The organism is Providencia sp. wls1914 (assembly GCF_009706645.1).
Taxonomy (GTDB): Bacteria; Pseudomonadota; Gammaproteobacteria; order Enterobacterales; family Enterobacteriaceae; genus Providencia; species Providencia zhijiangensis.
The window spans coordinates 47,779-73,091 of the sequence record NZ_WLUN01000013.1 but is presented as its reverse complement, the minus strand read 5'-3'; the positions used below and the strand labels follow the sequence as shown (position 1 = coordinate 73,091).

The following is a 25,313-nucleotide window of genomic DNA, read 5'->3' as shown; positions in this document are numbered from 1 at the left end:
ATCAGACAATCTGTGTGAGCACTTCACAAGTACACTTCAATGGTAAGGAGGTGATCCAACCGCAGGTTCCCCTACGGTTACCTTGTTACGACTTCACCCCAGTCATGAATCACAAAGTGGTAAGCGCCCTCCCGAAGGTTAAGCTACCTACTTCTTTTGCAACCCACTCCCATGGTGTGACGGGCGGTGTGTACAAGGCCCGGGAACGTATTCACCGTAGCATTCTGATCTACGATTACTAGCGATTCCGACTTCATGGAGTCGAGTTGCAGACTCCAATCCGGACTACGACGTACTTTATGAGTTCCGCTTGCTCTCGCGAGGTCGCTTCTCTTTGTATACGCCATTGTAGCACGTGTGTAGCCCTACTCGTAAGGGCCATGATGACTTGACGTCATCCCCACCTTCCTCCGGTTTATCACCGGCAGTCTCCTTTGAGTTCCCACCATTACGTGCTGGCAACAAAGGATAAGGGTTGCGCTCGTTGCGGGACTTAACCCAACATTTCACAACACGAGCTGACGACAGCCATGCAGCACCTGTCTCAGAGTTCCCGAAGGCACTAAAGCATCTCTGCTAAATTCTCTGGATGTCAAGAGTAGGTAAGGTTCTTCGCGTTGCATCGAATTAAACCACATGCTCCACCGCTTGTGCGGGCCCCCGTCAATTCATTTGAGTTTTAACCTTGCGGCCGTACTCCCCAGGCGGTCGATTTAACGCGTTAGCTCCGGAAGCCACTCCTCAAGGGAACAACCTCCAAATCGACATCGTTTACAGCGTGGACTACCAGGGTATCTAATCCTGTTTGCTCCCCACGCTTTCGCACCTGAGCGTCAGTCTTTGTCCAGGGGGCCGCCTTCGCCACCGGTATTCCTCCACATCTCTACGCATTTCACCGCTACACATGGAATTCTACCCCCCTCTACAAGACTCTAGCTGACCAGTCTTAGATGCCATTCCCAGGTTAAGCCCGGGGATTTCACATCTAACTTAATCAACCGCCTGCGTGCGCTTTACGCCCAGTAATTCCGATTAACGCTTGCACCCTCCGTATTACCGCGGCTGCTGGCACGGAGTTAGCCGGTGCTTCTTCTGTTGGTAACGTCAATCGTTGATGATATTAGCATCAACGCCTTCCTCCCAACTGAAAGTACTTTACAACCCTAAGGCCTTCTTCATACACGCGGCATGGCTGCATCAGGCTTGCGCCCATTGTGCAATATTCCCCACTGCTGCCTCCCGTAGGAGTCTGGGCCGTGTCTCAGTCCCAGTGTGGCTGATCATCCTCTCAGACCAGCTAGGGATCGTCGCCTTGGTGAGCCATTACCTCACCAACTAGCTAATCCCATATGGGTTCATCCGATAGCGCAAGGACCGAAGTTCCCCTGCTTTGCTCCTTAGAGATTATGCGGTATTAGCTACCGTTTCCAGTAGTTATCCCCCTCTATCGGGCAGATCCCCATACATTACTCACCCGTCCGCCGCTCGTCAGCGAGAAGCAAGCTTCCCCTGTTACCGCTCGACTTGCATGTGTTAGGCCTGCCGCCAGCGTTCAATCTGAGCCATGATCAAACTCTTCAATTAAAAAGCTTGATGCTCAAAGAATGTTACTGTCGTTTGATTTCCGAAGAAACCAAATTACCTATTAGTTCATATATATGAATTAACGTGTTAGTCACTCTTCAAGACTTAAAATCAAATATTTTTTTGATAGTGTCCTGTGAGTGCCCACACAGATTGTCTGATAAATTGTTAAAGAGCGGTGCGACATTTCTTAAGAAATTCGACTCAGTTTTTATCAACTTAGGTCGTTGTCGCGAGGTGGCGTATATTACGCTTTCCTCAGTGAGAGTCAAGCATTTTTTTGCTTAATCTTTTCAGATTCTCTCGCTGCCGGTTCAGTGTCCATCGCGCTTTGCGTTGGCTTGTTCCCGGTCAGTGGATGCGCATTATAGGGAGTCAGAAAAATCTGGCAACCCTTTTTTTGATGTTTTTTTTCGTTCGCTCAGCTTTTCAGCTAATTTGGCTTAAATGGCTAGTTTTTTCAGCGATTTGAAGCCTTCCGCCTCAAGAACAGGTCTTAATTCTTGTAAACTCTCGTTCATTAATAAGCAGTAAGCGAAGTCTTCTTCATTTGAATCCGTTACTTCAGCCTGATTATTGATGAGCCAAACGGTTCTTCTGGCAATTGCGGCGCCAGAATCAATAAATCGAGTTCCGCTTGGTAGCACTTTTTCTAACTCTTCTACTATAAGAGGGAAATGGGTGCAGCCAAGAATCACCGTATCTGGGGCTTCTTTCATTTTGATCCACGGTTTGACGGCTTGAGCCACTTCATCCAGCGGCAGTATTTCACCATGTAACTTTCTTTCTGCCAATTGTACGAGTTCTGCTGAGCCTAAAGAGATCACTTTGCAGTCCGTCGCAAAACGTTCAATCAGCTCTTTTGTGTATTCACGATTTACCGTGCCCCGAGTCGCCAATAAACCAACGACACCGTTACGCGTCAGTTTGGTTGCAGGCTTAATCGCTGGAACGACACCGACAATTGGGAAAGTAAAATTCGCTCTTAAGTTAGGTAAGCTCACCGTGCTTGCAGTATTACACGCAATAACGGCAATGGTGAGAGGATGCTTTTTCGCGATGGCATTAACGATTTGATAAACCCTATCAATAATGAACTCTTCGCTTTTCTCTCCATAAGGGAAAGCTTCATTATCGAATGCATATATATAGTGCGCATTTGGGATCAGTTTTTTGACTTCGCGATAGACAGATAACCCGCCCACTCCGGAGTCAAATACCAGAATGGTCGGGCGAACAGATAGGTTGTTATCAGAAGTTGTAGCTTCCTGTGAGGAAATATTCTCTTCCAGCGGTGCGATAACCATACGCGGTCTCATAGTCTTTATCGAACATATTAGCTATTTTACCACGAATTGTGAGATGTGAAGTGATTGGATATGCCGCAGTGATATCCCAAAGGCTAACGCCGCCGAGTTTTAATCTTTTATAGTCACCAGTACTAGTATCATATTGACCGAAGTCTTTATCATATCTAGAACCAATGTATTGATAAGTTAGCCCCCAATCTACATTGGCAACATTCCAATCTAGTTGATATTTGATTTGTTGCTTAGCTCGACGAATTAAGACTTTATTCGTTTTATCGTCCCTAGGATCGGTATATTGATATGTAAGCTGATGGTGGAATATGCCTGTATCCATATCTCCGTTCCACTCGATACCTTTTATTGTCGCCTCACCGACATTTTGCCATCCCCAATTAGTTTCGGCTTTCGCATCAATAAGATTGGTAATTTCATTCTTATATGCAACTAATTGCCAATTTAAAGGACCTGTGAGCCCTTTCACTCCACCTTCCCATTGCTTGCTTTCTTCTGGCTTTAGGTCTGGATTGCCATATGGTGCTGAAGCATATAGTTGGCTAATGTTTGGTGCTTTATAAGCCGTAGCATAAGAGCCTATTAGCTGATACCCATCAATGAATTCCCATCCAGCGCCTGCTTGCCATGTTGTATGCCAGCCAAACTCTGAATGTTTTTCAGACCTTACAGCGCCTTCAATAGTAAAAGCAGAGATTGCTTGCTGAGACGTTAAATAGATTCCGGTATTATTGATTGATTCATTGTTTGGTAATGAAGATGTTCCCGCTTCAATGGTTTGCTTTTGATAATCAACGCCAGCCGAAACTGTACCATTTTCAAATTGGTAATTATTTCCCCATTGAACGTTATACTGTTTCGAATCATCAGCACGAGAACCTTTACCGTATTTTCCATATCTTGGGTCATAGTTATAATCTTTAACGTGACTATAGCTGCTCATTAATGAAGTAGAGTATTTCTCCTGATGATATTTAACACCAGTTTCATAGGTGCGGCTATATAGCTTGCGGGTATCAGCCAAAATACCAGCAAATTCAGAGGCATCATAATTTGTTCGATTATCATACCCATAAGCTCTGGCATAAGCTAAAACATCTGGGGTAAATTGATGTTCCACACCTAGCCATAATGTTTTATTAAGAAAACCATCTTTGTCTGGCTGGGGATGTCCTCCTGTATTTCCTCTCGCCTCTACATCAAACCCTTTTGTATAGGTATAAGCCGCCGCGCCCGTTACGGTTGTATTCTCACCAATCTTCTGCTGCGTTGAACCGTTATAGTTTTGATAGCCATATGAACCGATCCCTGCATTCAAGGTGGTTCCTTCATTATTACGGCGAGTAATAATGTTAATCACCCCACCCACCGCATCAGAGCCATAAACGGCTGAACGTGCGCCACGAATATACTCAATACGCTGCACTAGCGAGATTGGAATTTGACTCATATCTGAAGAACCAGAAATTCCCGCTTGATTAAGACGAACACCATCAATTAAAACCAAAACATGGCGTGATTCTGTTCCTCTAATAAAGAGAGAACTTTGTTGCCCTATTCCACCATTTTGAGCAACATCCACCCCCGGTAAACGTCTCAATACATCAATCACGGTATTTGACTGCCAATGATCAATATCTTCACGGGTCACCACAGTCACTGGCGCTAATATAGAAGAGATAGGTTGTTCGAAACGGTTTGCAGACACCACCATTTCATCTGACGAATTAGAGCTTGCACTTGCCAAAGAGGAAATACCGCACAACACGGCCAGAGCTGCCACCGAAAGCGATAGCGACTTGTTATTATTCATTATGTTTACACTCGGAAAATCAATTAAATTAACATTCCGCGACGCTGAAAATCAGATCCGCGCTGAGATTCAACAAAGCGATAAGAGTTGTGGTAGGTATCGGACTTATAAAGTGACAAGTTGGGTTTCTATATATGAAGCGATATATAAAATGAAAATTCGACCTGTTATATCCCCTAAATAATTCAAGCTGCATGTAGGCGGCAAGCGAAGATATTCCTAGGAGCATACTGAAGTATGTGACTAGGATAGCTGAGCGATGCCAACACCCATGTAGCTTGAAGAATGACGGGGATACCTTAATTACCGTTGCGCGTCAGCTTTGGACTCTCACCAAATTCCCTCAACCACAGCACATAATCCTAAATTGAATAACTATCAGTGTCCATGAATCGATAATGAAAACTGGACATCTTCGCTGCTTGCCCTACAATTTCGCCCCTGATGTGAATTTTGACTGTTTTATGGGGCCATATGATGCAAAACACCTTGCACACCGAAGATTACGAACTGCAACTTGCAGAGAAAGTTGACCGTCTGAAGAGTTTGATGGCCCCTTATGCTGCGCCTGAACCTGAAATTTATTCATCTCCAACCTCCCATTATCGGATGCGTGCAGAATTTAGAATTTGGCACGAAGGCGATGACCTATTTCATATTATGTTTGATAAAGAGACCAAAGAACGCATTCGAATTGAGTCATTTCCAGTTGCTAGCCAGCTAATCAACGACATGATGGCTGAACTTCTGCCTTTATTAAAACGCTCTGAATTACTGCGCCACAAATTATTCCAGATAGATTACTTATCGACGCTAAGTAATAAGCTGATTGTTTCTCTGCTTTATCATAAAAAATTAAGTGATGAATGGACAGAACAAGCCAAACAATTGAAAGCCGATTTAACGGCCAAAGGCTTTGACGTTCAAATTATTGGTCGCGCCTCTAAAACTAAAATTATGCTCGACCACGATTATGTCGATGAAGTTTTACCTGTAAAAGGGAAAAACATGATTTATCGTCAGGTGGAAAATAGTTTCACACAGCCAAACGCGCAGGTGAATATTAAAATGTTAGAGTGGGCAATTGATGCGACTCAACATTCAACCGGCGATTTATTAGAGCTGTATTGTGGTAATGGCAACTTTTCACTGGCGCTGGCTCAAAACTTCAATCGTGTTTTAGCGACTGAAATTGCCAAACCTTCAGTGCATGCGGCGCAATACAATATAGAAGCTAACAAAATAGATAATGTGCAGATTATCCGAATGTCTGCGGAAGATTTTACTCAAGCCATGAATGGCGTTCGTGAATTTAATCGTTTAGAAGGGATTAATTTAGCGGATTACCAGTGCAATACGATTTTTGTCGACCCACCACGCAGCGGCTTAGATGACAAAACTGTTCAGCTGGTACAAGAATATGACCATATTCTGTATATCTCCTGTAACCCTGAAACCCTGTGCGATAATTTAGCGGAACTCACTAAAACCCATAAAGTTGAAAAACTGGCTTTATTTGACCAATTCCCATATACCCATCATATGGAAAGTGGAGTGTTACTCACTCGACGCTAATACTCTCTATAAATTATTCCCTATAAATTATCCATAAAAAACGCCGCACTATTATGTTGCGGCGTTTCTTTTTATTCAAAACTGATATTAATGTTCAGTTTCACTTTCGAGAGCTTGTTCTTGCAGCTCTTTTTTACGTGCTTTCCAGCTGGTATACATCCACAGTGCAATAATCACAATCACGGTTGCTGGGATAAAGTTAGAACCGACATCAGGATGTTGGACGCGTAAAATCGCTGCGTAGCCAAACATACCTAAGAAAAAGCTGCCGGCGACAAATTTTGGTAATCCCATTGGCATAGCTTGATTTAAATAGCGCTGGTGTAAACAGTAAACAGCCAAAATTAATGTGACGATTGGGAAGATAGAAAATTCCACAAAGGAATTAAACAGGGTAGAGAACGTTCCATGAGTCGATAAGCCGATTACTAAAGATAGCAGTAACGTGCTTCTCTCATAATTCTTGTGTTCCGTCATTGTCTCTCCTTTACTCTTTGGTTAAGTCAGGGTCTGTATCATTTTGTTTTTCTTGCTCGCGGCGGTACCAGTAATATGCGCCTTTAGCTATCATACGTAGCTGTAATACTAACCGCTCTTCGAGGCGTCGACGTTTTTCTTCATCAATATCAAGCGCTTCAGCGCCCGCACTAAACACAATAGTGACCATAGCTTCGGCTTGCATTTCAGTGAAATACCGCGGTGTACGATTTTCTAATTCAAGATAATCCGCTAATTCTGCAATAAAATGTTGGATTTCTCGTGCGACCGCAGCACGAAACTCAGCAGAAGTTCCTGAGCGCTCACGTAATAATAACCTAAACGCGTTAGGGTTATTACCAATAAACTCCATAAAAGTAGAGACTGACGTGCGGATCACACTCCCGCCTTTTGCGATACGTTGACGCGCTTGTCTCATGAGTTGGCGTAGCATCAAACCACTTTCATCAACCATGGTTAACCCAAGCTCATCAACATCTTTGAAGTGACGGTAAAACGAAGTTGGTGCGATGCCCGCTTCACGAGCGACTTCCCGTAAGCTGAGGCTAGTAAAACTACGTTCTGCACTTAATTGGCTAAATGCCGCTTCCACGAGCGAACGACGAGTTTTTTCTTTCTGTTTTGCTCTAACGCCAATAGTGTTGCTCACGATTTTCCTAGTTTTCTACAATTAAAACGCCGCGAATAGATCAAAATATCACTTTTGAATGCGCCCATCCGTTAAGCATACCTGAAAATTATTAATCTAGTTTAATGAAAAGATGACTCTCCCATCAATTTCGCCATTTTCAGAATTTCACCCAGCTTCATTTTTTCTAGGCTGTGTCTTTTATCGACTTTTTTCTATAAATTTTTTATATACTTTGCGCGCCTTTATTTTTATTTGCTTTCTATACTTATTTGTCTTTAGGATTTCGAATTGAGACAAGATGGCAAACGAATGTTACTATCACAACGTCCCTAGAATTAAAACAGGCTTACCTCATGCAACAACATACCCATTTTGATGCAATTGTCATTGGTTCCGGTCCTGGTGGTGAAGGTGCCGCTATGGGCCTGGTTAAACAAGGAAAAAACGTTGCTGTTATAGAACGTTATAACAGTGTCGGCGGCGGCTGTACCCACTGGGGTACTATTCCCTCTAAAGCCCTTCGTCATGCTGTTAGTCGAATTATCGAATTTAATCAAAACCCTCTATATAGTGATAATTCCCGCAGTTTACGCTCCTCTTTTTCTGAAATTCTTACTCATGCCGAAACCGTTATAAGTCAACAAACTCGTATGCGTGAAGGGTTTTATGAACGCAATGGTTGCCAAATGTTTTCTGGTGAAGCAACTTTTGTTGATGATCAACATGTTAGCGTACGCTATGCAGATGGAAGTTGTGATGTCCTTAGCGCAGATAAAATTATTATTGCGACTGGCTCACGACCTTATTGCCCGCCTGATGTTGATTTTACCCACTCCCGAATTTATAACAGCGATACCATTCTCAGCCTTTCCCACGAACCTCGCCATGTGATTATTTATGGTGCGGGTGTGATTGGTTGTGAGTATGCATCCATATTTCGTGGGTTAGGTGTCAAAGTCGATTTGATCAACACTCGTGATCACTTATTGGCATTCCTTGATCAAGAGATGTCTGATGCATTGTCTTATCATTTCTGGAACAGTGGCGTGGTTATCCGTCACAACGAAGAGTATGAAAAGATTGAAGGTTTAGATGATGGCGTTATTGTTCATCTTAAATCAGGCAAGAAAGTGAAAGCGGATTGCTTACTGTTCGCGAACGGTCGTACTGGTAATACTGATAATATCGGTCTGGCGAATGTGGGGATCGAAGCGGATGGTCGTGGCTTAGTCAAAGTTGACCATGCTTATCGCACCAGTAATGAGCATATCTATGCTGTTGGCGATGTGATTGGCTATCCAAGCCTAGCTTCTGCTGCTTATGATCAAGGGCGAATTGCGGCTCGCGCAATTACCTCTGGCTTAGGTAATGCCCATTTAGTTGAAGATATTCCGACAGGTATTTATACCATTCCAGAAATTAGTTCTGTGGGTAAAACAGAACAAGAATTGACGGCAATGAAAGTCCCTTATGAAGTCGGTCGTGCTCAGTTTAAACATTTAGCACGAGCACAAATTGCTGGCATGAATGTGGGTAGTTTGAAAATTCTCTTCCATAGAGAAACTCTTCAAATTTTAGGTATTCACTGTTTCGGTGAGAGAGCGGCTGAAATTATTCATATCGGCCAAGCGATTATGGAACAAAAAGGTGAAGGGAATACCATCGAATACTTCATTAATACCACATTTAACTATCCAACCATGGCTGAAGCGTTCCGAGTTGCGGCATTGAATGGTCTAAATCGACTGTTTTAGCGGTTCTCTACGCTTTACACTGAATGATTGGTTTTAGAATAAGTGATTGCAGGTTTATTCCCGCAATCACTTTTTTGTTTTTATCGCTTACTTTTTATTTCTGTAATACTTATCCATCGAGCTGTAAATTGTCTCAGCAAGCTGCTCATAACGTCCACGCAATGGAGAGCCCGGACGATAAACTAATACAATACGGCGTTTTGGCTCAGGCTCAATACAGTTCAAGTAACAAACGCCATCACGACAAGCCTCATGAGGTACAGCCAAATCTGGCAGCAATGTAATTCCGCTACCCGCTGCGACCATGTTTCTCAGCGTTTCTAAGCTCGTCGCTCTGAAATGGGTATCTTCTTTTGCCCCGGCTTGGAAACAGAACCCCATCGCTTGATCACGTAAACAGTGACCATCTTCCAACATCAATAATTTCTCACCCGCTAATTCGCCCATTTCAACCGTATCACGGTCATGCCATGGGTGGTTTTCATAAATCGCGAGTTTCATTGGCTCTTCAAATAATGGCACAACAATAAAGGGTTCGGTTTCTTTGACTTCTGCCAGAATAGCGCAATCCAACTTACCACTATCTAACTGAGCTAATAATTGCTGAGTCTGCGCTTCGTGTAAGTAAATTTCTAGTTTAGGGTGCACACGGTGTAATTCAGGAATAATGTGCGGAAGCAAATAAGGTGCAACAGTTGGGATCAGTCCTATATGTAAAGGCCCTGACATGCTTTCGCCTTGTAAAGCGGCCATTTCTTGTAGAACTTTTATCTCTCTTAAGATCGTTCTTGCTTGCTCAACGAGCAATAAACCTTGTTGAGTAAAAAGCACTTTTCGGCTGGTTCTTTCTAATAGCATCACGCCGAGCTCTTCTTCAAGCTTACGAATTTGACCGCTCAGCGTAGGCTGACTTACATGGCAAGAATCCGCAGCACGTCTAAAGTGCTTGTGCTCAGCAAGTGCAACTAGGTACTCCAGATCACGAATATTCATCCGCCTTTTTCCTCTCGTTATGCCTGACTATATAGATAATACCAATCATTATAGAGAATATATAACGTTTCATCTATTGATAAAAATAAAAAGCAATATTTAAATTTTTTTAAGAAAAATCTCATTTAAATATGAAACAAACTGTAATATCTGGAAAATAAATGTATCAGTCTTTTTCCGAATAAAAAATGATTTCAATATGCAATAATCAACCATTTTTACTCGTTAAAGGAGTAAAATTTATGTATTAAAAAATATTCAGGCAACTATTCCAATAAACTTCTTAATATATCTTTCTTCTTACCCTTGTACTTACGAACTAGTTCAATGAATCACCCGTGGCATCCACTAAACCTATCAACCTCGCTATACTTTCCTCATCGAGCAATATCAGAAGAAAAAATGAATAATTTTATTAAAAATAATAACATACAGAATTAATTGTTTGTTTTTTTTGACATATTTTTAAATATTTTTAACGTTGAAGTTAATCACCTTAATGCCAATAATATACCTACTTGAACGCAATGAGCACAATTTAGAAATTACGTTGATAAGAATCATGAATTGGTACAGAGCTATCAATAACCCCATAAAAACCATTAAAATAAATAATCATTTATTCAAATTAGTTGAATCCATTTGCCTATGATGGCTTTGGATAGCTGAATAATACTCAATAGCAATGATGCTAAATGTTAAATACATATTACCCATTATTAGAGTATTTATATTGATACTTAGCCATCCTGATAATTGCTCTTAAATTCCTATATAGAATGGCTACCAAACAAGCTAATAGGACTTAATACCCGAAAATGAGGTAATAATAAAAATAAGGGATATAGCTTTATTAAGTATTAGCTCATAGTAATGAAACATTTTGTTATATTCTCTTTCATATTTAATTAAAGTTTGTAAATACATATAAAAGAATATATTAAAGTGATCTGCATAGATTTCAATATTCATTATCACTCACCTAACGAATGAGTGTACTCAAAACCCAATAGCTAGCCATTTAATTCATCAATATATGATAAGTAGGTTTTTTGTATCAAAATTATAAACAAACTGGTTCTTAAATAGTTTTTTATGGGTATATGTTTTTACTTATACTATATTTAACTTATCCCATATTGTTTAATTTAATTTTAAAATTTCCATACATTTGATTTTCAATATTTACACCTTAATGGAGTTATTTGAATTATTATAAGGCCCATCAAATAGCACGAGGTAATTGAAAAAAGAAAAGTAGCCAATATATATCTTACGCAATACCGAATTAATTAAATTAATACACTTAAACAAATTGATTAAACACAAATCAGTTAGGGGATACTATTATGAAAAATTTACCATCAATCGCTAAAAAAACCTTCTTTCGCGCAGTCATGGCATTATTACTCGTTCCTGCTTTTAGCGCCGTTAATGCCTATGCAGAAAACAGCGAACATAACGGTACCATCCAATTTACAGGCTCAATTGTCTATGCATCTTGCTTGAATGAAGTAAATAATAATAATGTCACTGTAAATTGTCTGAACGACAATGACGATATGGTTGCCAATAACATTGATCTGAAAAAGTTAGTGAAAACTCAAGGTTGGAAAGTCCTGAATGGCGGTCGAAGTGTTTATTCTTATGATTGGGTGAATGAAGACAAACAGATGGGTATGTTAACAATTAAATATAGTTAAGATTAAACGTTATGGAAATTGGGGTAGCCATGCTACCCCCCATTTTTTTGCTACATTTTCTTTATTTACATCTTCAAGCGAGTTCTCGCATCCACAATAGCTTTTGCTACCTGCTTTTGAGATACCCCACCTTTTGCTAATCGCTTATCAAGACAAGATTGTAGAGATAAAATCTCATACACATCCAGTTGGATAGTTGCACTGAATTTTTGCAAATCACTTAATGCCATCTCTTCTAATGCTTTACCCTGCGCTATCGCAGCCACCACCGCTTCACCCACAATATGGTGAGCTTCACGGAATGGAACGCCTTTCGCCACTAGATAATCCGCCAGCTCAGTCGCATTTGCATAACCTTGTTTTGCTGCATCTTCACAACGAGGACGACGAATTTGGATACCATCCAGAACGAGTACCGCCATATGCATACAATCTAACCATGTATCGAGGGCATCGAATAACCCTTCTTTGTCTTCTTGCATATCTTTGTTGTAAGCAAGCGGCAACCCTTTCAGGGTCATCATCATGCCAGTCAATGCCCCTTGAACACGGCCACATTTACCACGAATTAGCTCCAAGGCATCAGGATTTTTCTTTTGCGGCATCAGCGACGAGCCGGAAGTCACTTTATCGGATAGCTCCACAAACCCTGCTTCGCCACTGTTGAAGAAAATCAGATCTTCAGCAAAGCGAGATAAATGCACCATGCCGATGCTGGCGTCAGATAAAAGTTCTAACACATGGTCTCTATCAGAAACGGTATCTAAACTGTTACGCGTTGCGGATGAAAAGCCTAACCATGAAGCCAATTGCTCGCGATCAATATCATAGGCCGTACCCGCCAGCGCCCCACAACCTAATGGGCTGACATCTAAACGCTTTAAAGTATCTTGCAAACGGCTTTCATCACGAGACAACATTTCGCTATACGCTAAACACCAATGAGCAAATGTCACTGGCTGGGCACGTTGTAAGTGGGTATAGCCCGGCATCACTGCATCTTGGTTATTTTCAGCGGTGATGACCAACGCTTTTTGTAATTCGGTGACGGCTTCTAATAACAGCGCCACTTGGTCTTTACACCACAATTTTAAGTCCGTTGCGACTTGGTCATTACGACTACGACCTGTATGCAGTTTTTTCCCTAAATCACCGACTTTATCAATCAGTTTACCTTCTACCCAGCTATGGATATCTTCGGCGTCGCTTTGCAAGATAATCTCAGGATCGGCTTGCACTTCCGCCAATAGCACATTAAGTGCTTGCTCGAGAGATTTTTGCTCGCTATCAGACAGCACGCCAACTGTGACCAATGCTTTTGACCATGCCACAGAGCCAATAATATCCTGCTCAGCTAAGCGATAATCAAAACGCAGTGAATCATTGAATTGTTTAAACCGTTGATCTGCCTGCTGACTAAAACGTCCACCCCAAAGTGCCATAACGAGTCCCTACCTGATTGATAAAATAAGTGTCTGCCCGACAGCTTTATTTGGCTGTCGGGGTCATACTGATAAAACTATTTTGCTTTGTTCTGTTCTTTCAGCGCACGAATACGTGAAGAGAGTGAGTAGAGGCGGATAAACCCACCAGCATGGCTGTGATCGTAAACTTCATCTTCACCAAATGTTGCAAACTCTTCAGAGTACAGGCTCTTATCCGCTTTCTTCTGGATAGCCGTCACTTGCCCTTTATACAATTTCAGAACCACTTCACCGGTCACATCCTGAGCCAGAGATTCTGCTGCTGCTTGCAAAGAATGACGAAGTGGCGCAAACCAGCGACCGTCATACACCACATAAGACATTTCCAGACCTAGCTGTTCACGCCATTTGTAGCTATCGCGGTCTAATACTAATTGCTCAACACCACGCAGCGCAGCCATCATGATGGTGCCCCCCGGGGTTTCATAGCAGCCACGGGATTTCATACCCACTAAACGGTTTTCCACGATATCGATACGACCCACGCCATGTTTTGCACCCAGCGTATTTAATGTTTCTAAACAGCCTAATGGAGACAGTGCTTTCCCGTTTACAGAAACCACTTCGCCGTGTTTCACGCCAACCGTCACCAGCTCAGCTTCATCTGGTGCATCTTTCGGATCAACCGTCCACACCCAGCAATCTTGGTTAGCGGCATTCCAAGTGCTTTCCAATACGCCGCCTTCAGTAGAAATGTGCCATGCGTTTTCATCACGGCTGTAGATTTTCTCTAAGCTCGCGGTCGTTGGAATATTACGCTCTTTCAGGTAATCCAGCAGGGCTTCACGGGAACGTAAGTCCCACTCACGCCATGGCGCAACCACTTTCAGTTGTGGTGCTAAAGCGGTGTAAGTGCTTTCGAAACGCACTTGGTCATTACCTTTACCGGTTGCGCCGTGCGCGACTGCATCTGCGCCAACTTTCAGTGCGATTTCAACTTGCGCTTTAGCGATAATTGGACGCGCCATAGACGTACCCAGTAAATAGCTACCTTCATACAGCGCACCTGTTTTCAGCACTGGGTAGATATATTCTTTGATAAATTCTTCACGCAGGTCAACTACGTAGCATTCAGAAGCACCTGATTGCAGGGCCTTTTTCTCAACACCGACTAAGTCTTCTCTGTCTTGACCCACATCAGCAACGAATGCCACGACTTCACAGTCATCGTAGTTTTCTTTTAACCATGGAATGATAGCCGACGTGTCTAATCCACCGGAGTACGCTAATACAATCTTCTTAATGCCCTTTTTCATAAATTACCTGTCCCAATTCTTTTAAAATAAAGGTGTTTAAAATTAAATGTCTGATTTGTCTGTTTGCTTGCTCAGTTATTCACTCAAGAAACAAGAATTCGTGTGCCAATCGCGGTACCATTAAATAGTGATGGCAACTGTTCCGCATGACGCCAGCTCGCAATATCCACTGGGCGTTGCAATGTGGAAGCCGCTTCTAACGCCGCATTCACTTTGACTATCATTCCATCCGTGATGATGCCTTGATCAATCAGTTTCTGCGCTTTAGCGGTGGTCATCTCATCAATCTTTTGGCCTTTACCATCCAAAATACCGCTCACATCAGAAAGCAGGACTAAATCTGCATTCAGTGCTTGAGCAATCGCTGTCGCCGCTTGGTCTGCATTGACATTCATCAGTTGCCCCTCTTCAGTGATCCCGATAGAGCTAATGATTGGCAAATATCCCGCAGACAGTAATAGTTTCAGTAACTTCGCATCACCCGCTTTCGCACTACCCACATGACCGAGTTCATCATTAATTTGCGTAACCACTGCGCTGTGTCCATCCCCAAGTGATAAACCCACCGCTTGCAATTGATGTTTAATCGCCCATGCCAACAAGGTTTTATTCGCCGTTCCGGCTAGCGCGCCGGTAATAATGTCGATTTGATCTGCTGGCGTGACGCGCAATCCTTGTTTTTTCACGACGGGTAATTGCAGTTTTTGCATTAATTCATCGACTAAACACCCGCCACCGTGAACAATCACCAACTCACGTTGATGAGCCTGACGGTAGGTTTGGATCGCCGTAAATAATCTTTCTAGGGCTTCTTCGCTATCGAGTAACACACCACCCAATTTAATGACTAAAGGTTGCATGGGGATTTATCCTTAATAAATTGCCATAAGAGCATTAAAGTAATGATTGCGTTTCGTTGAAACCAAACCGAATATTCATGCACTGAACCGCTTGCGCTGCGGCACCTTTTAATAGGTTATCTTCTGTACCTACTAAAATCAGGTGCTCACCTTTCAATACAAAGCCGATATCACAAAATGGAGTGCCAACCACCGATTTCAGTGCAGGAACGCCTTTATCATATAAACGGACTAACGGTTTATCGTGATACGCATCTTTAAATGTTTGGCTAATTTGCTCCGCTGTAACGCCGGCTTTCACTTTGCAAGTGATGGTCGCCAGTATGCCCCGTGCAAAATTGCCTAAATGTGGCGTGAAAATCACGTCTCTACCTAGATGCGTTGCGATTTCAGGTTGATGACGGTGAGTGAAAATACCGTAAGGCTGTAAGCTCACTTCGCAAAAGCTGTTCGTCATGGAAGCTTTGCGCCCTGCCCCTGAAACTCCACTGGTCGCATTAATCACTGGCCACATGTTTTCATCGAGCAAATCCGCTTCAATCAGCGGCTTTAATGAAAGTTGAGAAACCGTTGGATAACACCCCGGCACCGCAATCAGCTGAGCTTGACGGATTTTATCTGCCTGCCATTCCGCTAAACCGTAAACTGCTTGCATTAACCACTGGGTATTTGTATGTTCGAAACCGTAGTATTGCGGATAAAAAGCCGCATCTTGAACACGATAAGCACCCGAAAGGTCAAACACCACGCAACCCGCTTCAAGAAACTGGGGGGCGATGTCATGACTGACTTCATGGGCGGTCGCGAGGAAAACAACATCAACCCCTTTTGCCGCCTCAACCACATCGGTAAGCGGCTGAACCGGAAGGTCGATAATGCCTTTATACTGGGGATGTAAATCAGAAAAGCATTTACCCGCATCCGCACTTTGTGCAGAAACCATCAGCCCAGAAAGATGAATATCAGGATGACGTTGTAAGTAAGCGGCTAATTCTGCTCCAGTATAACCACTGGCCCCGACAATGAGTGTGTTCAACATGTGTTTTCTACCTTGTACTCGTGACCCAAACAGTTTAATGTGTATTTTTATTCAAATAAAGTGCATGAATATTGATACTATTATGGATAAAGGCTGTCAACAGTGAATATTAAATTACCTGCATTTATTGAGATTTATCGTCAATTAATCGCCACGCCGTCGATTAGTGCGACCGATTCGCAACTCGATCAGAGTAACCGAGCGCTGGTGGAGCTATTAGGTGGATGGTTAGAAACCTTAGGCTTTACTGTGAATATTCAACCGGTCCCTGATACCCGAGATAAATATAACCTGTTAGCCTCGATTGGCGAGGGTAACGGAGGGTTGATGCTATGTGGTCATACGGATACCGTGCCATTTGATGAGGGTCGCTGGAGTAAAGATCCGTTCAAGCTCACCGAACATAATGGCAAACTGTATGGGCTAGGCACCGCAGATATGAAAGGCTTTTTTGCCTTTATTATTGATGCACTGCGTGATGTTGACCTCAGCACCTTAAAGCGCCCTCTGCATATTCTTGCCACGGCAGATGAAGAAACCTCGATGGCTGGTGCTCGCTTTTTTGCCGCCAGTACCGAATTACGCCCTGATTTCGCCATCATTGGTGAACCGACGTCATTACAGCCTATTCGCGCGCATAAAGGACACCTTTCCAATGCCATTCGTATTACAGGTCAATCTGGGCATTCCAGTGATCCAGATAGAGGCGTTAATGCCATTGAATTAATGCATGAATCTATCTCTCACTTAATGACTTTGAGAAATACATTGAAAGAGCGCTATAACAACCCTGCGTTTGTGATCCCGTATCCAACCATGAACTTTGGTCATATTCATGGTGGTGATGCAGCGAACCGAATTTGTGGTTGCTGTGAATTACATATGGATATTCGCCCACTGCCAGGTTTAACGTTGCAAGATCTGGACGAGCTACTCAATGAAACTCTCGAACCCGTTCGTGCAAAATGGCCGGGTCGCTTAGCCATTGAAGAGATGCACCCACCGATCCCCGGCTATGAATGCCCGACAGATCATAAAATGGTCGCAGTCATTGAGCAGTTATTAGGTAAAAAAGCGGAAACCGTAAACTACTGTACGGAGGCGCCATTTATCCAAGAACTTTGCCCGACACTGGTGCTAGGCCCCGGCTCTATTGAACAAGCCCACCAGCCTGATGAGTTCATCGATATGAGCTTTATTGAACCAACCCGCCAACTCATCAGCCAAATGGTCGAGCACTTCTGTTTTACTGAATAGTGTTTTATTGAATAATGTTTTACTAAGTAATGTTGTACCGCATGCGGAGTCACTCGGCTCCGCATTTCCCCATCATGAATTTTTCTCTTATTGCGCCTGAAAAAACATCAATTCCAAATTTGATTTAGGAGTTGACTCTCTCTCAATATCGCGTAATCTCTATTTAGACGTCTAAACGTATAGAAGTACAAAAGAATGCATATAATCAAATAACGAAAATAATCATTAAATAATGAGTTTCTTGAGGCGAGGTCACAGGGTATGAGTTTCTTTCACGCAAATCAGCGCGAGGCGTTGAACCAGAATTTAGCTGAATTAGATGGGCAGATTAATGTCTCATTTGAATTTTTCCCACCTCGCTCAGCAGAAATGGAACAGACATTGTGGAAATCTATCGATAGGCTCAAGGTCTTAAAACCGAATTTTGTCTCTGTCACCTACGGCGCTAACTCCGGTGAGCGAGATAGAACCCATAGCATCATTAAAGATATCAAAGACAAAACAGGATTAGTAGCCGCACCGCACTTAACCTGCATCGATGCCAGCCCTGATGAGCTAAAAACTATCGCTCGAGATTATTGGAACAACGGTATTCGCCATATTGTGGCATTACGGGGAGACCTTCCTGATAACAGCCGTAAGCCCGATATGTATGCAGAGCACTTGGTTGAATTACTGAAAACTGAAGCTGACTTTGACATTTCCGTCGCCGCTTACCCTGAAGTACACCCTGAAGCCAAAAGTGCTCAGGCTGACTTAATCAATTTGAAGAAAAAGATTGAAGCCGGAGCCAACCGTGCCATTACCCAATTTTTCTTTGATGTTGAAAGCTACCTACGTTTTCGTGACCGCTGCGTAGCAACGGGTATTGATGTGGAAATCGTACCGGGAATTTTGCCTGTTTCTAACTTCCGCCAGCTAGAACGTTTTGCCAAAATCACCAATGTGCGTATCCCAAGTTGGATGAATAGAATGTACGAAGGCTTAGATGATGACCCTGAAAGCCGCAATCTTGTTGGTGCGTCAATTGCCATGGACATGGTGAAAATTTTAAGTCGTGAAGGCGTAAAAGATTTCCATTTTTACACCTTAAACCGCTCTGAATTGACTTACGCCATTTGCCATACATTAGGCGTTAGACCAAAATAATTGGGTGTTAGGTGAAGCAGCCACTTTATTCCATATTACTTATCGGGTTAATTCATTTATCGTGAATTAACCCAGTCATATTCCCCTTTCCTCTATTCTATTTATCGCCATTCTCTATAATTCCATTTTCCATAGTTAATACAGGCTAAAACCAGTCATTATTAGACTAGATATTAAAATTATGGCATAAATAATTAATTAATTGAATATGTCCAAATAGAATTAAAATACATTAAATATTTAATTAAAAACCTGAAATTAGATCAATCCAAAACAAATAGTCTTTTAATGATGTACTGCTTAATATCATTAAAAACCACATAAAACGCTATTTCATCCTTCTTCACCATTATTTTCCTGATAATGAAAATTTTATTTTTCAATAGTTTACAAAATCAAGGAAACCGCATATCCCATTGATGCAACTCATTTTTTCACATTGAATGACGTAGTGAAAACCCAGATTAACAATGTTGATAAATTGTTATACCTGATTAACTTCGAATTTAAATCATATTTACCATGAAAACAAATAATCAAAAAAACCACTATTAAAATCAGACTTTCTTTTAAAGAACTTTATTCTGTTTTATTTTTATGCTTATATGAAAATATAAGATTATTGATCCTTCCTAGTAATAACATCTCAATTATTGAGGAGATTCGTTGTATGAATAATAAATCAGTATCTTCAAAATATAGTGAATTAGATGATATTTATGCTTCATTTGATTTATCCCAATCCTTACCAAAAACGAAATTCCCAATCAAAGAAAGCGACCCGAGAAATGTATTTAGTGCAGTTCGTGATGAGCTAATGCTAGATGGTAATTCCCGACAAAACTTAGCGACATTTTGCCAAACATGGGTAGATGACGAAATTCGTAGTTTGATGGATCTCTCTATCGACAAAAACATGATTGATAAAGACGAATATCCGCAAACTGCCGAAATTGAAAACCGCTGCGTGCATATGCTCGCTGATTTATGGAACTCTCCTGACGCGCTCAACACATTAGGCTGCTCAACGATTGGCTCTTCAGAAGCCGCAATGTTAGGGGGGCTGGCGTTAAAATGGCAATGGCGTAAAAAACAAGCAGCCAAAGGAAAACCAACCGATAAACCTAACTTAATCTGTGGTCCTGTCCAGATTTGTTGGCATAAATTTGCCCGTTATTTTGATGTCGAACTGCGTGAAATTCCGCTCGAAGGCGACCGCCTGATCATGAGCCCAGAAGAAGTTATCAAACGCGTTGATGAAAACACTATCGGTGTCGTTCCAACTCTAGGCGTGACGTTCACTTGCCAATATGAGCCAGTGAAAGCTGTTCATGATGCATTGGATAAACTGCAAAAAGAAACGGGCTTAGACATTCCTATCCACGTGGATGGTGCAAGTGGTGGTTTCCTCGCGCCTTTCTGTGCGCCTACACTGGAATGGGATTTCCGTTTACCTCGCGTTAAATCCATCAACGCATCTGGACACAAATTTGGTTTAGCGCCATTAGGCGCTGGTTGGGTAATTTGGCGTGAAGCAAAAGATCTCCCAGAAGAGCTCATTTTCAATGTGAACTACCTTGGCGGTAACATGCCAACCTTCGCATTAAACTTCTCTCGTCCGGGTGGACAAATCATTGCACAGTATTACAACTTCCTGCGTCTTGGTCGCGAAGGCTACGCCAAAATTCATAATGCCTGCTATGCCACCGCTCAATACCTTGCCCGTGAAATTGAAAAACTGGGCCCATTTGAGATGATTTTTGATGGCGATAGTGCCAAAGGTATCCCAGCACTGGCATGGAAATTAAAAGACGGTGCGAAAACCAGTAACTACTCTTTATATGATATTGCAGACAAACTACGTAGCCGCGGCTGGCAAGTTCCCGCTTACTCAATGCCTGCAAACCGTGAAGATCTGGTGATCCAACGTATTTTAGTCCGTCACGGTGTCAGTCTCGACCTCGCCTCATTACTCATCGAAGACTTCAAACGCACCCTCGAATATTTCGAGAAACACCCTGTCAGTACACCACTTTCTGAAGAAGAAAGCGGCGGTTTCAATCACAGCTAATCCTTAGTCGTTTATCCAGTCGGCGTATTCATTTATGCGCCGACTGACTTCGTAAAACATATGACAGGAGAATAGGCATGGCGACGTCAACAACAGCTCCAGCCGCAAAACAACTCACCTTGTTAGGTTTTTTTGCAATCACCGCGTCTATGGTGATGGCGGTCTATGAATATCCGACATTCGCCACATCGGGTTTCAGTTTAGTTTTCTTTTTACTCTTAGGGGGATTGCTGTGGTTTATCCCCGTAGCCTTATGTGCTGCCGAAATGGCTACCGTTGAAGGCTGGGAAGAAGGGGGAATTTTCGCGTGGGTTTCCAACACATTGGGAGAGCGTTGGGGATTTGCGGCGATTTCATTTGGTTATCTGCAAATTGCGATAGGCTTTATTCCGATGCTGTATTTTGTACTCGGCGCCCTATCCTACATATTAAATTGGCCAGAACTCAATACCGATCCTGTCACCAAAACCATCGGCGCTCTGGTAATTTTATGGGTTCTCGCCTTTACCCAATTTGGGGGAACCAAATATACAGCAAGTATCGCAAAAGTCGGTTTCTTTGCTGGGATTTTATTACCGGCTTTAATTCTCGTTGGGCTAGCGATTAGCTACTTGGCAAGTGGTGCCCCTTTAGCTATCGAGATGAGCACAAAAACCTTTATTCCTGACTTCACTCAAATCGGCACATTAGTGGTTTTTGTTGCCTTTATTCTCAGTTACATGGGTGTTGAAGCCTCAGCAACCCACGTCAACGAAATGAAAAACCCTGGTCGAGATTATCCTGCGGCAATGTTTTTACTGATGATTGCGGCGATTTGCTTAAGCTCTATTGGTGGTTTATCGGTTGCTGCCGTGATCCCTAACAGCGAAATCAACCTGTCTGCGGGTGTGGTACAAACCTTTGAAGTTCTCGTTAGCCACTTTAATTCCACCTTAGAGTGGGCAGTACGGATTATTGCTGCGTTGCTGTTACTCGGCGTGTTAGCGGAAATTGCCTCTTGGATTGTAGGACCTTCCCGTGGGATGTATGTCGCTGCACAAAAAGGAATTCTGCCGAAAAGCTTTGCCAAAGTGAATAAAAACGGCGTACCAGTCACGTTAGTCATTTCCCAATTACTGATCACCACGGTGGCGATTATTGTCCTCACCAACACAGGCGGCGGCGGGAATATGTCCTTCCTGATAGCGCTGGCATTAACTGTTGTTATTTATCTGTGTAGCTACTTTATGCTGTTCCTCGGTTATATGCATTTAGTCTGCAAACAATCAGATAAAAAACGGGCATTCAACGTACCGGGCGGTAAAGGCTTTAAATTATTAATCGCGTTTGTTGGGTTAGTGATCTCAATTCTGGCATTTGTGGTGTCATTCTTCCCGCCAAGTTCATTACCAGGCGGAGCAGATGATACGACTTACGTAACGCTGCTAGCGGTCAGTTTTGTGATTATCTTCCTGCTACCTTTTGTGATTTATGCATTCCACAATAAAGCCGGAAAATCCACCAACGTCTCCATGGTGCATATCAAAACTCACAATGCCCCAACCAACCATTTCTTTATTCATCCACGGGCGCGTTCGCCTTACCATCTGATCCATAATGATCAGAACAAAAAATAACGTTCAACCATAAACGAAAAAGGCTGCCAATTGGCAGCCTTTTTACTGACAGAAACTAATCGTTATCCGGTATTACGCATACCCGCCGCAACACCAGCAATGGTCACCATCAACGCTTGCTCCACACGAGGGTCTGGATGCTCTTGTTGACGAGAACGTTGGAGCAATTCGGCTTGAAGAACGTTCAGTGGGTCAGTATAGACGTTACGTAGCGCGATAGATTCTGCAATCCACGGTAAATCCGCCATCAACGCTTCATCTTTAGAAACAGCTAAAACACTCTTAATATCTTCAGATAACTGGTCACGCAGCTTTTGTCCCAGAGGCCATAAACGTTTTTCAACGAGGCAATGGTCATAGTATTCCGCCAGCCATAAATCGGCTTTCGCGTACACCATTTCCAGCATCGCAATACGGGTTTTGAAGAATGTCCACTCTTGCCACATTTCATCCAGCACCGCTTGCTTGCCTTCTTTTTCGATAACATGTTTCAGCGCCGCACCTGCCCCTAACCACGCGGGCAACATCAAGCGGTTTTGTGTCCACGCAAAAATCCAAGGGATAGCGCGAAGGGTTTCAACGCCCCCAGTAGGACGACGTTTTGCAGGGCGAGAACCTAATGGCAATTTACCCAGCTCTAACTCTGGAGTTGCCGCACGGAAATACGGGACAAAGTCAGGCTGTTCACGCACATAATCGCGATACATCGCGCAAGATACGTCAGACAATGAATTCATTACCGCCTTCCACTCTTCTTTTGGCTCTGGCGGTGGCAGTAAGTTAGCTTCGAGGATAGCGCTCGCGTACATAGCCAAGCTGCTAATGGTTACTTGCGGGAGACCAAACTTAAAGCGGATCATCTCGCCTTGTTCCGTCACACGCAGTCCGCCTTTTAAGCTTCCCGGTGGTTGGGAAAGTAGTGCAGAGTGTGCCGGAGCACCACCGCGGCCAATGGTGCCGCCACGCCCATGGAACAGTGTCAGTTTTACGCCTTCTTTATCGCACAACTTAATCAGGGCATCTTGTGCACGATACTGCGCCCATGATGCCGCCATCACACCCGCATCTTTTGCAGAGTCCGAGTAACCAATCATCACCATTTGGCGATCATCAATCAGCTCACGATACCACTCAATGCTGAGCAACTTAGTCATCACGCTTTCGGCGTTATTTAAGTCTTCAAGGGTTTCGAACAGTGGCGCAACCGGCAATTTAATCGAAGCGCCCGCTTCTTTTAGCAGGAGTTTGACGGCTAAAACGTCGGATGGCACTTTCGCCATCGAAATCACGTAAGCGGCGATAGAGTCATTCTTCGCTTTAGCGATAACGCGGCAAGTTTCGAACACTTCTTGCGTTTCAGCTGTCGGTTGCCAGTCTTGTGGGATCAGCGGACGACGAGATTGCAACTCAGTCAGTAAGAAATCTTGCTTCTCTTGTTCTGACCAATTGCCATAGTTACCTAGCCCCAAATATTCTGTCAGCTCAGACAGCGCATCTGTATGGCGAGTGCTTTCTTGGCGCACATCGATACGCACCAATTGCAGACCAAAGCTGCGAATACGACGCAGCGTATCTAACAGTGAGCCATTAGCAATAATGCTCATATTGCAGGCAACTAGCGATTGGTAGCAGGTATACAGCGGATCCCACAGTTGCGCGTTATCCGTCAGTAAATCCGCTGGTGGCAGAACTTGCTCGCCTTTCACTCGGCGCTCTAAATATTCCAATGTAGAGAACAGTTGGCTACGCAGATTTTTGGCGATTTGGCGATAAGGCTCATCCACATCATCGCCGCCCGCCAGTGCACGTAGTTCTGGCGTCGCTTCCGTCATAGAAAGCTCCGACACCAAGACCTGAATATCTTTCAAGAATAAATCGGCAGCTTTCCAACGGCTTAATAGCAGAACATGGCGAGTCACTTCCGCGGTCACATTCGGGTTGCCATCACGGTCTCCCCCCATCCATGACGTAAAGCGGATTGGGTTGGCTTCGACAGGTAATTCAGCCCCAATGGACTCTTCAAGCTGTTCATTGAATTCCCGTAAAAATGCCGGAACCCCTTCCCACAACGAGTTTTCAACAACCGCAAAGCCCCATTTCGCTTCATCGATTGGCGTAGGGCGAATTTTACGAATTTCATCGGTGTGCCAAGATTGCGCCACCAGTTGGCGTAAACGACGCATAATATTGTTGCGTTCGTAATCCGCTAAATCATCATGATCGAGCTGGGATAAACAGGTGTTCACCTCAACCAATTTGTGAATTAAGGTGCGACGGGCGATTTCGGTTGGATGGGCGGTCAGCACCAGCTCAATAGAGAGCTCTTCAACGGCTTTTTGAATATCATCGTGGCTAAAATCGTGCTCTTTTAAACGCCCAAATAATTTCTGTAAAGCAACAGGGTTACTCGCCGCTTCGCCGTGAGGAGAAATACTGTGGTACTGCTCTGCCACGTTGGTTAAGTTTAAGAATTGGTTGAATGCCCTCGCAACGGGTAATAGCTCATCGTTGGTGAGTGTTTGCAAGGTCATTAATAATTTTTGGCGCTGAACTTCATTACCTGCGCGGGAGGATTTGGATAACTTGCGAATAGATTCGACTTTATCGAGGATATCTTCACCAAGAGCGTCTTTGATGGTATCACCGAGTAGCTTACCCAACATACTGACATTACTGCGCATTGCGGAATATTGCTGATTCATGGGACT

General features: G+C 43.2%; 15 protein-coding genes, 1 rRNA gene and 2 pseudogenes. 7 read left to right on the top strand and 11 right to left on the bottom strand.

Annotated features, from left to right (window positions below; all coding sequences use genetic code 11):
* Positions 1 to 43: 43 nt before the first annotated feature.
* The 3 genes and pseudogenes from GKR74_RS08830 to btuB all read right to left on the bottom strand — a co-directional run bounded on the left by GKR74_RS08830 (position 44) and on the right by btuB (position 4,719).
* Positions 44 to 1,584, bottom strand: a 16S ribosomal RNA gene (locus tag GKR74_RS08830).
* A gap of 443 nt (positions 1,585 to 2,027) precedes the next feature.
* Positions 2,028 to 2,891, bottom strand: coding sequence for a glutamate racemase (murI, locus tag GKR74_RS08825; RefSeq protein WP_154603296.1), 864 nt, complete (start codon positions 2,889 to 2,891; stop codon positions 2,028 to 2,030).
* Positions 2,833 to 4,719: pseudogene (gene btuB, locus GKR74_RS08820) on the bottom strand (TonB-dependent vitamin B12 receptor BtuB). Before btuB ends, murI begins: the two are co-directional and overlap by 59 nt.
* Positions 4,720 to 5,196: 477 nt before the next feature.
* Here btuB and trmA point away from each other — a divergent pair.
* Positions 5,197 to 6,294: a tRNA (uridine(54)-C5)-methyltransferase TrmA gene (trmA, locus tag GKR74_RS08815; protein WP_154603291.1), complete on the top strand. Its 1,098-nt coding sequence runs from the start codon at positions 5,197 to 5,199 to the stop codon at positions 6,292 to 6,294.
* 87 nt (positions 6,295 to 6,381) lie between these two features.
* Here the strand turns inward: trmA and GKR74_RS08810 are convergent, their stop codons facing one another.
* Positions 6,382 to 6,771, bottom strand: coding sequence for a YijD family membrane protein (locus GKR74_RS08810; RefSeq protein WP_154603290.1), 390 nt, complete (start codon positions 6,769 to 6,771; stop codon positions 6,382 to 6,384).
* A 10-nt stretch (positions 6,772 to 6,781) separates the two neighbouring features.
* Positions 6,782 to 7,441, bottom strand: a complete 660-nt coding sequence (gene fabR / locus GKR74_RS08805; protein ID WP_036950902.1) for an HTH-type transcriptional repressor FabR — start codon at positions 7,439 to 7,441, stop codon at positions 6,782 to 6,784.
* Between the two features lie 335 nt (positions 7,442 to 7,776).
* On the opposite strand from fabR, the gene sthA reads away from it, so the two are divergent.
* The gene (sthA, locus tag GKR74_RS08800) at positions 7,777 to 9,177 is read left to right on the top strand and encodes a Si-specific NAD(P)(+) transhydrogenase (RefSeq protein ID WP_036950900.1); all 1,401 of its coding nucleotides are present in this window, start codon (positions 7,777 to 7,779) and stop codon (positions 9,175 to 9,177) included.
* Positions 9,178 to 9,264: 87 nt separating this feature from the next.
* On the opposite strand, the gene oxyR is transcribed toward sthA, so the two are convergent.
* Positions 9,265 to 10,170, bottom strand: a complete 906-nt coding sequence (gene oxyR, locus GKR74_RS08795; protein WP_036950898.1) for a DNA-binding transcriptional regulator OxyR — start codon at positions 10,168 to 10,170, stop codon at positions 9,265 to 9,267.
* Positions 10,171 to 11,519: 1,349 nt separating this feature from the next.
* On the opposite strand from oxyR, the gene GKR74_RS08790 reads away from it, so the two are divergent.
* Positions 11,520 to 11,873 (top strand): hypothetical protein, encoded by a 354-nt coding sequence (locus GKR74_RS08790; RefSeq protein ID WP_154603289.1) that lies wholly within the window; start codon positions 11,520 to 11,522, stop codon positions 11,871 to 11,873.
* A 65-nt stretch (positions 11,874 to 11,938) separates the two neighbouring features.
* On the opposite strand, the gene argH is transcribed toward GKR74_RS08790, so the two are convergent.
* From argH to argC, 4 genes and pseudogenes are all read right to left on the bottom strand, one after another.
* Positions 11,939 to 13,315 carry an argininosuccinate lyase gene (gene argH / locus GKR74_RS08785; RefSeq protein ID WP_154603288.1) on the bottom strand — a complete coding sequence of 459 codons (1,377 nt, stop codon included), beginning with the start codon at positions 13,313 to 13,315 and terminating at the stop codon, positions 11,939 to 11,941.
* Positions 13,316 to 13,392: 77 nt separating this feature from the next.
* The gene (locus GKR74_RS08780; protein WP_036950892.1) at positions 13,393 to 14,613 is read right to left on the bottom strand and encodes an argininosuccinate synthase; all 1,221 of its coding nucleotides are present in this window, start codon (positions 14,611 to 14,613) and stop codon (positions 13,393 to 13,395) included.
* A 92-nt stretch (positions 14,614 to 14,705) separates the two neighbouring features.
* Positions 14,706 to 15,473: pseudogene (gene argB, locus GKR74_RS08775) on the bottom strand (acetylglutamate kinase); the annotation flags it as partial.
* Positions 15,474 to 15,507: 34 nt separating this feature from the next.
* Positions 15,508 to 16,512, bottom strand: a complete 1,005-nt coding sequence (gene argC, locus GKR74_RS08770) for an N-acetyl-gamma-glutamyl-phosphate reductase (protein WP_154603286.1) — start codon at positions 16,510 to 16,512, stop codon at positions 15,508 to 15,510.
* A 102-nt stretch (positions 16,513 to 16,614) separates the two neighbouring features.
* Here argC and argE point away from each other — a divergent pair, with 102 nt between their 5' ends.
* From argE to gadC, 4 genes are all read left to right on the top strand, one after another.
* Positions 16,615 to 17,769 (top strand): acetylornithine deacetylase, encoded by a 1,155-nt coding sequence (argE, locus tag GKR74_RS08765; protein WP_181477707.1) that lies wholly within the window; start codon positions 16,615 to 16,617, stop codon positions 17,767 to 17,769.
* A 261-nt stretch (positions 17,770 to 18,030) separates the two neighbouring features.
* On the top strand, positions 18,031 to 18,918 hold the full coding sequence (gene metF, locus GKR74_RS08760) for a methylenetetrahydrofolate reductase (RefSeq protein ID WP_036950884.1): 888 nt from the start codon (positions 18,031 to 18,033) through the stop codon (positions 18,916 to 18,918).
* Between the two features lie 670 nt (positions 18,919 to 19,588).
* Positions 19,589 to 20,989, top strand: coding sequence for a glutamate decarboxylase (locus GKR74_RS08755; RefSeq protein WP_154603284.1), 1,401 nt, complete (start codon positions 19,589 to 19,591; stop codon positions 20,987 to 20,989).
* A 77-nt stretch (positions 20,990 to 21,066) separates the two neighbouring features.
* Entirely contained in the window at positions 21,067 to 22,605 is a 1,539-nt protein-coding gene (gene gadC / locus GKR74_RS08750; RefSeq protein WP_154603283.1) for a glutamate:gamma-aminobutyrate antiporter, read from the top strand.
* 62 nt (positions 22,606 to 22,667) lie between these two features.
* Here the strand turns inward: gadC and ppc are convergent, their stop codons facing one another.
* Positions 22,668 to 25,307 (bottom strand): phosphoenolpyruvate carboxylase, encoded by a 2,640-nt coding sequence (gene ppc / locus GKR74_RS08745; RefSeq protein WP_154603282.1) that lies wholly within the window; start codon positions 25,305 to 25,307, stop codon positions 22,668 to 22,670.
* Positions 25,308 to 25,313: the final 6 nt, after the last annotated feature.

What these genes read in the sequence shown, in the direction of transcription:
- murI (WP_154603296.1), bottom strand. Translation starts at nt 2,891, where the DNA reads ATGGTTATCGCACCGCTGGAAGAGAATATTTCCTCACAGGAAGCTACA.
- trmA (WP_154603291.1), top strand. Translation starts at nt 5,197, where the DNA reads ATGCAAAACACCTTGCACACCGAAGATTACGAACTGCAACTTGCAGAG.
- GKR74_RS08810 (WP_154603290.1), bottom strand. Translation starts at nt 6,771, where the DNA reads ATGACGGAACACAAGAATTATGAGAGAAGCACGTTACTGCTATCTTTA.
- sthA (WP_036950900.1), top strand. Translation starts at nt 7,777, where the DNA reads ATGCAACAACATACCCATTTTGATGCAATTGTCATTGGTTCCGGTCCT.
- oxyR (WP_036950898.1), bottom strand. Translation starts at nt 10,170, where the DNA reads ATGAATATTCGTGATCTGGAGTACCTAGTTGCACTTGCTGAGCACAAG.
- GKR74_RS08790 (WP_154603289.1), top strand. Translation starts at nt 11,520, where the DNA reads ATGAAAAATTTACCATCAATCGCTAAAAAAACCTTCTTTCGCGCAGTC.
- argH (WP_154603288.1), bottom strand. Translation starts at nt 13,315, where the DNA reads ATGGCACTTTGGGGTGGACGTTTTAGTCAGCAGGCAGATCAACGGTTT.
- GKR74_RS08780 (WP_036950892.1), bottom strand. Translation starts at nt 14,613, where the DNA reads ATGAAAAAGGGCATTAAGAAGATTGTATTAGCGTACTCCGGTGGATTA.
- argC (WP_154603286.1), bottom strand. Translation starts at nt 16,512, where the DNA reads ATGTTGAACACACTCATTGTCGGGGCCAGTGGTTATACTGGAGCAGAA.
- metF (WP_036950884.1), top strand. Translation starts at nt 18,031, where the DNA reads ATGAGTTTCTTTCACGCAAATCAGCGCGAGGCGTTGAACCAGAATTTA.
- GKR74_RS08755 (WP_154603284.1), top strand. Translation starts at nt 19,589, where the DNA reads ATGAATAATAAATCAGTATCTTCAAAATATAGTGAATTAGATGATATT.
- gadC (WP_154603283.1), top strand. Translation starts at nt 21,067, where the DNA reads ATGGCGACGTCAACAACAGCTCCAGCCGCAAAACAACTCACCTTGTTA.
- ppc (WP_154603282.1), bottom strand. Translation starts at nt 25,307, where the DNA reads ATGAATCAGCAATATTCCGCAATGCGCAGTAATGTCAGTATGTTGGGT.